8 protein-coding genes and 1 pseudogene are annotated in these 12,135 nt (G+C 69.6%); 6 read left to right on the forward strand and 3 right to left on the reverse strand.

Annotated features, from left to right (window positions below):
- Positions 1-90 precede the first annotated feature (90 nt).
- Both ASC56_RS28345 and ASC56_RS28350 read right to left on the reverse strand, forming a co-directional pair.
- Positions 91-768: a TrkA family potassium uptake protein gene (locus tag ASC56_RS28345; protein ID WP_055494414.1), complete on the reverse strand. Its 678-nt coding sequence runs from the start codon at positions 766-768 to the stop codon at positions 91-93.
- A complete protein-coding gene (locus tag ASC56_RS28350) occupies positions 768-1,439 on the reverse strand; it encodes a TrkA family potassium uptake protein (protein ID WP_055494415.1) in 672 nt (223 codons plus the stop codon). The genes ASC56_RS28345 and ASC56_RS28350 overlap by 1 nt, the downstream gene beginning before the upstream one ends.
- A gap of 400 nt (positions 1,440-1,839) precedes the next feature.
- On the opposite strand from ASC56_RS28350, the gene ASC56_RS28355 reads away from it, so the two are divergent.
- The 6 genes from ASC56_RS28355 to ASC56_RS28375 all read left to right on the forward strand — a co-directional run bounded on the left by ASC56_RS28355 (position 1,840) and on the right by ASC56_RS28375 (position 10,437).
- Positions 1,840-3,891: an APC family permease gene (locus ASC56_RS28355; RefSeq protein ID WP_055494416.1), complete on the forward strand. Its 2,052-nt coding sequence runs from the start codon at positions 1,840-1,842 to the stop codon at positions 3,889-3,891.
- A 115-nt stretch (positions 3,892-4,006) separates the two neighbouring features.
- Positions 4,007-5,332 carry a class I SAM-dependent RNA methyltransferase gene (locus ASC56_RS28360; RefSeq protein WP_055494417.1) on the forward strand — a complete coding sequence of 442 codons (1,326 nt, stop codon included), beginning with the start codon at positions 4,007-4,009 and terminating at the stop codon, positions 5,330-5,332.
- Positions 5,329-5,766, forward strand: a complete 438-nt coding sequence (locus ASC56_RS38485; RefSeq protein ID WP_079102754.1) for a shikimate kinase — start codon at positions 5,329-5,331, stop codon at positions 5,764-5,766. Before ASC56_RS28360 ends, ASC56_RS38485 begins: the two co-directional genes overlap by 4 nt.
- Positions 5,767-6,134: 368 nt before the next feature.
- Positions 6,135-7,718: an FMN-binding glutamate synthase family protein gene (locus ASC56_RS28365; RefSeq protein ID WP_055494418.1), complete on the forward strand. Its 1,584-nt coding sequence runs from the start codon at positions 6,135-6,137 to the stop codon at positions 7,716-7,718.
- Positions 7,719-7,731: 13 nt separating this feature from the next.
- On the forward strand, positions 7,732-9,495 hold the full coding sequence (locus ASC56_RS28370; protein ID WP_055494419.1) for a thiamine pyrophosphate-dependent enzyme: 1,764 nt from the start codon (positions 7,732-7,734) through the stop codon (positions 9,493-9,495).
- A 99-nt stretch (positions 9,496-9,594) separates the two neighbouring features.
- A complete protein-coding gene (locus tag ASC56_RS28375) occupies positions 9,595-10,437 on the forward strand; it encodes an RNA polymerase sigma factor SigF (protein ID WP_371330305.1) in 843 nt (280 codons plus the stop codon).
- Between the two features lie 387 nt (positions 10,438-10,824).
- Here the strand turns inward: ASC56_RS28375 and ASC56_RS43210 are convergent.
- Positions 10,825-11,675 (reverse strand): annotated as a pseudogene (locus ASC56_RS43210) (YihY/virulence factor BrkB family protein).
- Positions 11,676-12,135 lie beyond the last annotated feature (460 nt).

The following is a 12,135-nucleotide window of genomic DNA, read 5'->3' on the forward strand; positions in this document are numbered from 1 at the left end:
GGGGCGCCGGCACCCGCAAGCCGCTGAAGGGGTGCACCCGAAAGCGCTGAAGGGGGGCACCCGGAAGTCTCCGGTCCCCCCTTCCCGTAACTAGCCCGCCGCGCCCTGCCGGCGCACCGACAGCAGTTCCTCCAGCTGCTCCTCGCGCGCCTGGGCCGCCACGAACAGCAGCTCGTCGCCCGCCTCCAGGGAGTCCTCCCGGGACGGGGTCAGGACCCGGGTGCCGCGGATGATCGTCACCAGGGACGTGTCCTCGGGCCACTCCACGTCGCCGACCTGCGTGCCGGCCAGGGCCGACTCCGGCGGCAGTGTCAGCTCGACCAGGTTCGCGTCGCCGTGGCTGAAGCGCAGCAGCCGGACCAGGTCGCCGACGCTCACCGCCTCCTCCACCAGGGCCGACATCAGACGGGGCGTGGAGACGGCCACATCGACGCCCCACGCCTCGTTGAACAGCCACTCGTTCTTGGGGTTGTTGACGCGGGCCACGACGCGCGGGACGCCGTACTCCGTCTTCGCCAGCAGCGAGACGACCAGGTTCACCTTGTCGTCGCCCGTCGCGGCGATCACCACGTTGCAGCGCTGCAGCGCCGCCTCGTCCAGGGACGTGATCTCGCAGGCGTCGGCCAGCAGCCATTCCGCCTGGGGGACGCGCTCGACCGAGATCGCGGTCGGCGCCTTGTCGATCAGCAGGACCTCGTGCCCGTTCTCCAGGAGCTCGCCCGCGATCGAGCGGCCCACGGCTCCGGCACCGGCAATGGCGACCCTCATCAGTGACCGGCCTCCTCTTCAGGGCCCTCGGCGAACGCCGCCTCGACCTTCTCGACGTCGTCCGTCCGCATCATCACGTGCACGAGGTCACCCTCCTGCAGCACCGTCTGCGAGGTGGGCAGCATCGTCTCGCCCAGCCGGGTGAGGAACGCCACGCGGACGCCCGTCTCCTCCTGCAGGTTGCTGATCTTGTGGCCCACCCACTTCGGCGAGGCGTGCACCTCGGCGAGCTGGACGCCGCCGGTGGGGTCGCGCCACAGCGGCTCCGCGCCCGAGGGCAGCAGACGGCGCAGCATCTGGTCCGCCGTCCAGCGGACCGTGGCGACGGTCGGGATGCCGAGCCGCTGGTAGACCTCGGCGCGGCGGGGGTCGTAGATGCGGGCCGCGACGTTCTCGATGCCGAACATCTCGCGGGCCACGCGCGCGGCGATGATGTTCGAGTTGTCGCCACTGGAGACGGCGGCGAAGGCGCCCGCCTCCTCGATGCCGGCCTCGCGCAGGGTGTCCTGGTCGAAGCCGACTCCGGTGACACGACGGCCGCCGAACCCGGAGCCCAGTCGTCGGAAGGCGGTGGGGTCCTGGTCGACCACGGCGACCGTGTGCCCCTGTTGCTCCAGGGTCTGGGCAAGAGCGGAGCCCACTCTTCCGCAGCCCATGATGACGATGTGCACGACCGTCCTTCCGGTGTCAATGGTCACGGCTCAGTCCAAACGCCAAGGACAGCGTCTCAGACCGCCGCCCAAGCTACACACGCGCGGTCCGCGCAGGGCACCCCCGTACCGCGTGCCGGACGGCTTCGTGCGATCAGCGGCGGCTGATGCTGCGGACGCTGAGAAGAGTCAGGATTCCGAGGCCGACGAGTGCGGCGGCGGCTCCGATGAACTCCGCGGACGCATGCATGGGACCTCCGATGCGGCAACTGACGGGGTTTTGTCATATAGGCACGCGGAACCCCTCACCTGCGGAATCCGCAGCGCGACCCCTCTTGGATTTCACTCGTGAGGCAGATCTCCATCCCGTCTTCATCCACGGGTGGGCGACTCCCGCACCGACCCCTTACGATCCTCTCTTGTGTCCAAACTGACCGACGTGCCCAAACGCATCCTGATCGGGCGCGCCCTGCGCAGTGACCGGCTCGGGGAAACGCTCCTGCCGAAGCGCATCGCACTCCCCGTCTTCGCCTCCGACCCGCTCTCCTCCGTGGCCTACGCGCCCGGTGAAGTCCTGCTGGTCCTGTCCATCGCGGGCGTGTCGGCCTACCACTTCAGCCCCTGGATCGCCGTCGCGGTCGTCGTGCTGATGTTCACGGTGGTCGCCTCCTACCGGCAGAACGTGCACGCGTATCCGAGCGGCGGCGGCGACTACGAGGTGGCGACCACCAACCTCGGCCCCAAGGCCGGCCTCACCGTCGCCAGCGCCCTGCTCGTCGACTACGTCCTCACGGTCGCCGTGTCGATCTCCTCCGGCATCGAGAACCTCGGCTCCGCGATCCCGTTCGTCGTCGAGCACAAGGTGATGTGCGCGGTCGCCGTGGTGCTGCTGCTCACGCTGATGAACCTGCGCGGGGTCAAGGAGTCCGGCACCCTCTTCGCGATCCCGACGTACGTCTTCGTCGCGGGCGTCTTCGTCATGATCGCGTGGGGTGCGTTCCGCGGGCTGGTCCTCGGCGACACCATGCGGGCGCCCACCGCCTCGTACGCGCTCAGGGCGGAGCACCAGGGCATTGCCGGATTCGCACTGGTCTTCCTGCTCCTGCGTGCCTTCTCCTCGGGCTGTGCCGCGCTCACCGGTGTCGAGGCGATCTCCAACGGTGTCCCGGCCTTCCGCAAGCCCAAGTCGAAGAACGCGGCGACCACGCTCGCGATGATGGGTCTGCTCGCCGTCACCATGTTCTGCGGCATCATCGCCCTGGCCATGACGACCAAGGTCCGCATGGCCGAGAACCCGGCCACCGACCTGATCCACAACGGTGTGGCGCTGGGCTCCGGCTATGTCCAGAACCCGGTCATCTCGCAGGTGGCCGAGGCCGTCTTCGGCAAGGGCAGCTTCCTGTTCATCGTGCTGGCGGCGGCCACCGCGCTGGTGCTGTTCCTCGCCGCGAACACCGCCTACAACGGCTTCCCGCTGCTCGGCTCGATCCTCGCCCAGGACCGCTATCTGCCGCGCCAGCTGCACACCCGCGGCGACCGCCTCGCCTTCTCCAACGGCATCGTGCTGCTCGCGGGCGCGGCGACCCTGCTGATCTTCATCTACGGCGCCGACTCCACCCGGCTGATCCAGCTCTACATCGTCGGCGTGTTCGTCTCGTTCACGCTCAGCCAGACGGGCATGGTCCGGCACTGGAACCGCCATCTGGCCACCGAGACCGACCAGGCCAAGCGACGCCACATGATGCGCTCGCGCGCCATCAACGCCTTCGGTGCCTTCTTCACCGGCCTGGTCCTGGTCGTCGTCCTGGTCACCAAGTTCACCCATGGCGCCTGGGTCGCCCTGCTGGGCATGTGCATCTTCTACGCGACGATGACCGCGATCCGCAGGCACTACGACGGCGTCGCCGAGGAACTCGTAGCCCCTGAGGGCCCGAGCGACGACAGCGTCCGCCCCTCGCGCGTGCACTCGGTGGTGCTCATCTCCAAGATCCACCGTCCCACGCTGCGCGCGCTGGCCTACGCCAAGCTGCTGCGCTCCGACAGCCTGGAGGCGCTCAGCGTCAACGTCGACCCGGCGGAGACCAAGGCGCTGAAGGACGAGTGGGAGCGGCGCGGCATCGACGTACCGCTGAAGATCCTGGACTCGCCGTACCGGGAGATCACCCGACCGGTGATCGAGTACGTGAAGAGCCTGCGCCGTGAGTCCCCGCGCGACGCCGTCTCGGTGATCATCCCCGAGTACGTCGTGGGTCGCTGGTACGAGCATCTGCTGCACAACCAGAGCGCGCTGCGCCTGAAGGGCCGCCTGCTCTTCACGCCGGGCGTCATGGTGACCTCGGTGCCCTACCAGCTGCAGTCCTCGGAGGCGGCCAAGAACCGGGCCCGCAGACGCCAGGAGTGGAACGCGCCGGGCGCCGTGCGGCGTGGACCGGCGGAGCAACGGACCAAGGAGTCGTCGGCTTCGCACGGCTGAGGCCGCCCGGACTCGTGGTGAACGGCCGGACGACACCCACGTAGACTGGTGGGCTGTTGTCCGGCCGTGCCGTTGCCGTCTTCGTCCCCCCTCTCGTATCTGGAGTCGTCCCGCCATGCAGGCAGAACCGAAGAAGTCGTTGGTGGGGGAGGAGTACGAGGTCGAGGTCGGCCCCGTCGCCCACGGCGGTCATTGCATCGCCCGAACCGAGGCCGGTCAGGTCCTGTTCGTGCGGCACGCACTGCCCGGGGAGCGGATCGTGGCGCGCGTGACGGAGGGCGAGGAGGGTGCCCGGTTCCTGCGCGCGGACGCGGTGCGCGTGCTGGAGGCGTCCAAGGACCGTATTGACGCACCCTGCCCCTACGCGGGCCCCGGCCGCTGCGGTGGCTGCGACTGGCAGCACGCCAAGCCGGGGGCGCAGCGCCGGCTCAAGGGTGAGGTGATCGCCGAGCAGCTGAGGCGGCTCGCCGGCCTCACGCCCGAGGAGGCCGGCTGGGACGGCACGGTGGTGCCGGCCGAGGGTGACAAGCTTCCCGCGGGCGAGGTGCCGAAGTGGCGTACGCGAGTGCAGTACGCGGTGGACCCGTCCGGCAGGGCGGGCCTGCGCCGGCACCGCTCGCACGAGGTGGAGCCGATCGACCACTGCATGATCGCCGCCGAGGGCGTCAGCGAGCTCGGCATCGAGAAGCGGGACTGGACGGGCATGGACTCCGTCGAGGCGTTCGCCGCGACCGGTTCGCAGGACCGCCAGGTGATCCTGACGCCGAAGCCGGGCGCGCGGCTGCCGCTGGTGGAACTGGACCGGCCGGTGTCGGTGCTGCGGGTCGACGAGAGGACGGGCGGCGTCCACCGCGTCCACGGCCGCCCCTTCGTCCGCGAGCGCGCGGACGGCCGTACGTACCGTGTGGGCGGCGGCTTCTGGCAGGTCCACCCGAAGGCGGCGGACACGCTGGTGACGGCGGTGATGCAGGGCCTGCTGCCGCGCAAGGGCGAGACCGCGCTCGACCTGTACTGCGGCGTCGGCCTCTTCGCGGGCGCACTCGCCGACCGGCTCGGTGAGAAGGGCGCGGTGCTCGGCATCGAGTCCGGCAAGCGCGCGGTGGAGGACGCCCGGCACAACCTGGCCGAGTTCGACCGGGTCCGCATCGAACACGGCAAGGTCGAGTCGGTCCTGCCGCGCACCGGCATCACGGAGGTCGACCTGATCGTCCTGGACCCGCCGCGCGCGGGGGCGGGCCGCAGGACGGTGGCCCACCTGTCGTCCTTGGGCGCACGCCGCATCGCATACGTGGCCTGCGACCCGGCCGCCCTGGCCCGGGACCTGGCGTACTTCCGCGAGGAGGGGTACCGGGTGCGGACGCTGAGGGCGTTCGATCTGTTCCCGATGACGCATCATGTGGAGTGCGTTGCGATCCTCGAACCTGCCGCGAAGGGCTCATGACCTGCGGTTTTGCGCGTGGGCAAGTCCACGTCGGGCAGCTGCTCGCCGAGCGGCTCGGCGTCGGGTACCGGGACACCGACAACGACAACGTCACCACCGAGGGCCCCACCATCGCCGACATCTTCGTCGAGGAGGGCAAGCCCGTCTTCCGCGTGACCGCGAAGGGTCGTCCCAAAAGCATGAGCAAGTCGGTGACGCGGATCAACGCCGGCAGCACGGCCTGCACCAGACCATCTCTCGCCGCACCTGCACAACTGCACAGAGCCGAGAGGGTGGCCGCGGGCCGTTTCTGCAGGTCATGTACCCGTTATCGGCGATCGCTACAGGTCACAGCGCTGGCTGTCCCTCCCGGGAAACCTGACCAGCAGGACTCGTATAGGTCTGCGCTCAACGTCACCTGCCCTCGGCGCCCCATCGATGCTCGCCACTTCTAGCAGGGGCTGACCTGCCGACAAGGCGCCTGACACCCCATCAGAGCGAGCGTCGAATGAGCGGCACGAGCGTCATTTCAGCGTCAAGGTATCGCCCGTAACGCCCACACCTCGGTTCGGTCCCATCTCCGCGCCGACTCGGAGGTCAGGTTGCCGCCCGGGTCTTGCCCATGCGGTACGGGCCGGGGCTGATGGCGTGTTCCCGTGTGGACGCGGCGCTGAGGGCGAGGGCGTGGGAGAAGCCCCATGCGGTCCACCACCCTGACGAGCGTGGCCGGGGGCTCGCGGCCCGTCCGGCGGCCACGGCGACTGGGAGCGTCCAGTGCCCGGCTGTCGCGCATGGCGATCGATAACCGGGCAATGCGCCAGGTATGACACGCGTAGGAATCGTCCTCCTGACTCTCGTGGCCGCTCTCGGGGCTTTGGCCGCGGCGCTCGGGATCTCGCCCTACTGGTGGTTCGCGGCCGTTCCGCTCATGTTCACGGGGGTGCTGGGCGCCTGGGACCTGGTGCAGCGGCGGCACTCGGTGCTGCGCAACTATCCCGTCCTCGGCCATGCCCGCTACCTCTTGGAGCGCGTACGCCCGGAGCTGCAGCAGTACTTCATCGAGCGGAACTATGACGGGCGCCCCTTCGACCGGGATGTGCGCAACATCGTCTACGAGCGCGCCAAGGGCACCGACGCGGAGGAGCCGTACGGCACCGAGCGGGACGTGTACCAGCCCGGTTACGAGTTCCTGGTCTCGTCGATGGCGCCGTGTCCGGTGCCGAAGGACCCGCCGCGCGTGAGGATCGGCGGACCGGACTGCAGCCGTCCGTACGACATGGCACTGCTGAACGTCTCGGCGATGAGCTTCGGCTCGCTCTCCGCCAACGCGGTCCTCGCGCTCAACGGGGGTGCCGCCGCCGGGGGTTTCGCCCAGGACACCGGTGAGGGCGGGCTGTCCGAGTATCACCTCCGTCCGGGAGGCGACCTCGTTTGGGAGGTCGGCACAGGGTACTTCGGCTGCCGTACCGAGGAAGGCGACTTCGACGCGGCCGAGTTCGCCGACAAGGCCGCACACGATCACGTAAGGTGTGTGTCCCTGAAACTGTCGCAGGGCGCGAAGCCCGGCATCGGCGGTGTTCTGCCGGGAGCCAAGGTGAACGCCGAGATCGCCCGGGTCCGCGACGTGCCCGAAGGGCGGACGGTCGTCTCCCCGCCGTACCACCGGGTGTTCTCCACCCCGCGCGAACTAGTGCGCTTCATCGCTCGCATGCGCGAGTTGTCCGGTGGCAAGCCTGCCGGGTTCAAGCTGTGTGTGGGCTCCCGCCGGCAGTTCCTGGCCGTGTGCAAGGCCATGCTGGAGGAGGGCACTGCGCCTGATTTCATCGTGGTGGACGGCGCCGAGGGTGGTACCGGTGCGGCGCCGCTGGAGTTCGCGGACCATGTGGGCACCCCGCTCACCGAGGGTTTGCACACCGTTCACAACGCCCTCGTGGGCGTGGGCCTGCGCGACCGGATCAAGATCGAGGCGAGCGGCAAGATCGCCACCGGCACCGACCTGGTCAAACGCATGGTGCAGGGCGCCGACTACGGCAACGCTGCGCGGGCGATGATGTTCGCCGTCGGGTGCATCCAAGCGCAGAGGTGCCATACCAACACCTGCCCCACGGGTGTCACGACCCAAGACCCACGGCGTGCCCGCGCCCTCGACGTAGGCGACAAGACGGCGCGCGTCCAGCGCTTCCAGGAGGCGACCGTGGCCAGCGCGTTGCAGATCATGGCGTCCATGGGCGTCACCGACCCCGCGCAGCTGCGTCCGCACATGCTCCGCAGGCGCGTCGACCCTTTCACCGAGCGCTCCTTCGAGGAGCTGTACGAGTGGCTTGCGCCAGGGCAGCTGCTCGCCGAGCCGCCCGCCTCCTGGGCTGCCGACTGGCAGGCTGCCGACCCCGACCGTTTCACCGTGTGACCTGGAGGACTACGTGACCCGTACTGTTGCCCGCGTCATCGTGGACGCGTTGAGCGAGCTCGGCGTGCGCCAGGTGTTCGGCGTCGTGGGAGACGCGCTCAATCCCCTGACCGACGCCATCCGCACCACCGAGAACCTGGAATGGGTGGGCTGCCGGCACGAGGAGGCGGCGGCTTTCGCCGCGAGCGCCCAGTCGCAGCTCACCGGCACGCTCGGCGTGTGCATGGGCACGGTCGGACCCGGTTCCGTCCACCTCCTCAACGGGCTGTACGACGCGGCCAAGAGCCACGCCCCGGTCCTGGCCATCGCCGGCCAGGTGCCACTCGCCGAACTCGGCAGCGACTACTTCCAGGAGGTGGACAACGACGCCCTCTTCAGGGACGTGGCCGTGTTCCGCGCGACCATCACCTCGCCCGACCAGCTTCCGCAGATGCTGGAGACGGCGGTGCGTCACGCACTGGGCCGCAGGGGCGTCGCCGTTCTCACGGTACCGGGTGACCTGGGCGAGCGGGAACTGACCGCCGACCGGCCGGCCCGGTTCTCCCTGAGCGCCCCGGTGAGCCGGCCGGACGGGTCGGCCGTCCACCGCGCCGCGGAACTCCTCGACCGCTCCGAACGGGTCACCCTGCTCGTCGGTGAGGGCGCCCGCGCCGCTCGCGAGGACGTCCTCACCCTCGCCGACCGCCTGGCCGCACCGATGGTGCTCACCCTGAAGGCCAAGGCGGGCTTCGAAGGCGACGACAACCCCTTCCAGGTCGGCCAGACGGGGCTGATCGGCAACCCCGCCGCCGCTGCGGCCCTCCAGGACGCGGACACCCTGCTGCTGCTCGGCACGGACTTCCCCTACCGGGACTGGTATCCCGAGGGCCGGACCGTGATCCAGGTGGACACCGAGGCCACCCATATCGGACGCCGGGTACCGGTCGACGTCGGGCTCGTGGGAGACACCGGCGCCACCGTACGCGACCTCCTGGACGACCTCGCCGCCGCGCCCGCCGGGTTCGAAGGCGCACGTGACCGCTCTCACCTGGAGAAGGCGCGTGAACGCTTCGACCAGTGGCGCACCGGTCAGGCCCGGCTCGCCGATCCGTCGCACGACAAGGGCGTGGTGGGCCGTATCCGCTCCGCGCTGGACAACCGCGCCCATGACATCCGCCCCGAGGCGCTGGCCGCGGCCGTCGACCGGATCGCGGCCGATGACGCCGTCTTCACCTCTGACACGGGCATGGCCACCGTGTGGCTCTCGCGCTTCGTCGAGATGCGCGGCGAGCGGCGCCTCATCGGCTCCTACAACCTCGGCTCGATGGCCAACGCCATGCCCCAGGCCCTGGGCGCCCAGTGCCTGGACCGCGAGCGCCAGGTCGTGGCCTTCTGCGGCGACGGCGGACTGAGCATGCTCCTTGGCGACCTCATGACCCTGAAGACGTACCGCCTTCCCGTCAAGCTCGTCGTCTTCGACAACCGCCGGCTGGGCATGGTGAAACTCGAACAGGAGCAGTCCGGCCTGCCCGAGTTCGGCACCGTGCTCGACAACCCCGACTTCGCCGCCGTAGCCGAAGCCATGGGCATCACCGGCATCCGTGTGACCGACCCGGCCGACGTGGAGAGCGCCGTGCGACGCGCCTTGGGCAGTCCGGGCCCGGTCCTGCTGGACGTCCTCACCAACCCCGACGAGATCGCCGTCCCGGCCAAGCCGACCGTCGAGCAGGGCTGGGGTTTCGCGGTCGCCAAGGTGAAGGAAATCGTACGCAGCCACGGAGAGTCCGGCGGGGACTGACAGCAGTTCGAGGAATGCCGATCGGCGGACGGGGTAGGCGCGTGCCTGCCGGACGATGGACCGGCGAGGACGAGGCTGATCGACTGGGAGGGCGCCATGATGCCGACGACGACCGCGCTGACCGCCGAGCAGACGGTGGATGTGCCGGAGATCACGGACCCTTCCAAGGTCGCGCCGAAGGACGCGCGGGAGCTGTCGAAGCCGTTCTTCGACCGGCTGGCCGTCCTGGAGGAGGGAACGCCCGAGTATCAGTACGCGCGCAACACGCTGATCGAGATGAACATGTCCCTGGTCCGCTACGCGGCCGGCCGGTTCCGCAGCCGCGGGCCGGAGGAGATGGAGGACATCGTCCAGGTCGGCATGATCGGACTCATCAAGGCGATCGACCGCTTCGAGCTGACCCGCGAGGTCGAGTTCACCTCCTTCGCCGTGCCGTACATCGTCGGCGAGATCAAGCGGTTCTTCCGCGACACCTCCTGGGCCGTACACGTCCCGCGCCGGCTCCAGGAAGCCCGCGTCCAACTCGCCCGCGCCAACGAGGAACTGCGCAGCCGACTGGGCCGGACACCGACCACCAAAGAGCTTTCCGAGCTGATGAGCCTTCCGGAGGACGAGGTCGTCGAGGCCCAACTGGCCTCCAACGGCTACAAGTCCGCCTCCCTGGACGCGGCGATCAACGGCAGCGAGGACGGCGAGGCAGCGCTGGCGGACTTCATCGGCGAGGAGGACGCCGCCCTCGGCCTGATCGAGGACTTCCATGCCCTCGCCCCGATGATCGCCGAACTCGACGAACGCGACCGCAAGATCATCCACTGGCGGTTCGTCGAGGAACTCACTCAGGCCCAGATCGGTGAACGTCTCGGTGTCTCCCAGATGCACGTCTCCCGGCTGATCTCCCGTCTCCTGGCCCGCCTGCGTGAAGGCATGCTCAGCACCGTCTGACGGTCGGGGGCCCGGCAGCCGGACGGCAGCCGGGCGTCCTGCGGAGCGGGGGAGATGTCGGGTGTAGTGCCCCCCTCTTTTGCGAGGTCCTGCCGATCGGGCGGGGCTCCGCGGCTGAGGGGTGCGGTCCGCCTCCACACTCCCCGCGATCGGGTACGGGCCGATGACAGATACGGCGCTCCGAGCACCGTTCCTACCCCGAGACGCGGCGCACCGCGCGAGGCCGGAGGCCGCGACTGCCCACGGGGCCGACGGGCAGACACCGCCACAGGTCGGCCGAGCGGCCTGTTCCCGGTTCGTGCGGTGTCGGCGCGTGCGTGCCGTACTGAGCGAACCGGCCGAAGGGAAGGCTGCGGGCGGTCCCGCCGCAGGTACTGGAAGACCGGCTCATTCGCCGTGCACGGGCTTTGCCAGCTCTGCGTTGAACTGAGCGCCGACCAGCAGGGACAGGTTGGAAAGCCATAGCCAGACCAGGAGGACCACGACGCCTGCCAGTGAACCGTACAGACGGTGATAGGTGCTGACATGGGAGGTGTAGACGGCGAATCCGAGTGAGACCCCCAACAGGAGCACTACCGCCAATGTGCCGCCGGGCGCCATCTTCCCTACAGGGCGGGAGGGCGGCGGGCCCGAACGGTACAGGACGAGTACCAGGGCGACGGCGACGACGGCCACGACCGGCCACCGCAGTGTGTCCCAGGCGGCCTGGGGCCAGGTACCCAGAGACAGCACCCGGCCCAGACGCCCGGCCAGGCTGCCAGTGAGAAACAGCGCGAGGGTCGACGCGAGAAGCAGGGAGATCAGGAGGAGGGCCGTGGCGATGATACGCGGAGCAGTGCGCCAGACCGGCCGGTGCGCGCTGGTCCGATGCATGGCGTGCAACGCCCGCGGAAGACGCTCAGATAGCTGGACCCCGACCACAGCGCTCCCGCTCCTCCGAGGATGATCAACGTCCATGCCGCCGACGACTGTCCGGCCATCTGCCGCAGGGTGCTGCGCAGCAGAGCGCGGGATGCGACCGGAGCGGCCTGCGACATGCGGTCGATGACCTCCGGCTTGGCCGTGGGCATGGTCAGACCCAGGATCGAGAGGATCACCAGCAGCAAGGGGAACAGGGCCAGGACCGCGTAATAGGTCAGCGCAGCGGCCCAGTCCGTGACGTCGTCGTTCCAGACGGCCACCGGCGTCCGGCGCAGCGCCGCCCACCACCGAGCCGTGTGACCGTCTGCATCATCCATGACGCGGACGCTCTCCCCCCGTCCTCGGGCCGCCTCGTCCAGCACTACGGTGCGACACCACCCGGCCGGGTGTGTCGCGTACCGCACCAAGTGCCTGCTGCCCGAGACACTCTGCCCTCACTGTACGCATGCCCGGCACGCTTTTCGAGCAGCCGCTCTGGCCGGCGGACGGTCACAGGGGGCCACGGCCCCCTTGCCTCTCTCAGCCACCGTGCGGTGAACAGAGCCGTCGGCACGTTGGCCGTGTCCGCCGGGGACTTGTGGGTGCGGGCCTGGTGGCGACCTGGGCGACAGCCATGGACGGGAAGACGTCGGCATGGTGGCGGGTGAGAAGGTCGATGAGCAGTTGAGGCGAGACTCAGTGCCTGCGTGTTCCGCCCTCGGCGATCCGTCGAAAGGGGCCTGTCCGGAGTCACGCCGGGCAGGCCCCTTTCGAATTCTCGGTGGAGAACGCAGGTTT

Source organism: Streptomyces sp. TP-A0356 (assembly GCF_001417775.1).
Taxonomy (GTDB): Bacteria; Actinomycetota; Actinomycetes; order Streptomycetales; family Streptomycetaceae; genus Streptomyces.

Excerpts from the sequence above, each read along its gene's own strand:
- ASC56_RS38485 (WP_079102754.1), top strand. The coding sequence starts at position 5,329 with ATGACCTGCGGTTTTGCGCGTGGGCAAGTCCACGTCGGGCAGCTGCTC.
- ASC56_RS28375 (WP_371330305.1), top strand. The coding sequence starts at position 9,595 with ATGCCGACGACGACCGCGCTGACCGCCGAGCAGACGGTGGATGTGCCG.
- ASC56_RS28345 (WP_055494414.1), bottom strand. The coding sequence starts at position 768 with ATGAGGGTCGCCATTGCCGGTGCCGGAGCCGTGGGCCGCTCGATCGCG.
- ASC56_RS28360 (WP_055494417.1), top strand. The coding sequence starts at position 4,007 with ATGCAGGCAGAACCGAAGAAGTCGTTGGTGGGGGAGGAGTACGAGGTC.
- ASC56_RS28365 (WP_055494418.1), top strand. The coding sequence starts at position 6,135 with ATGACACGCGTAGGAATCGTCCTCCTGACTCTCGTGGCCGCTCTCGGG.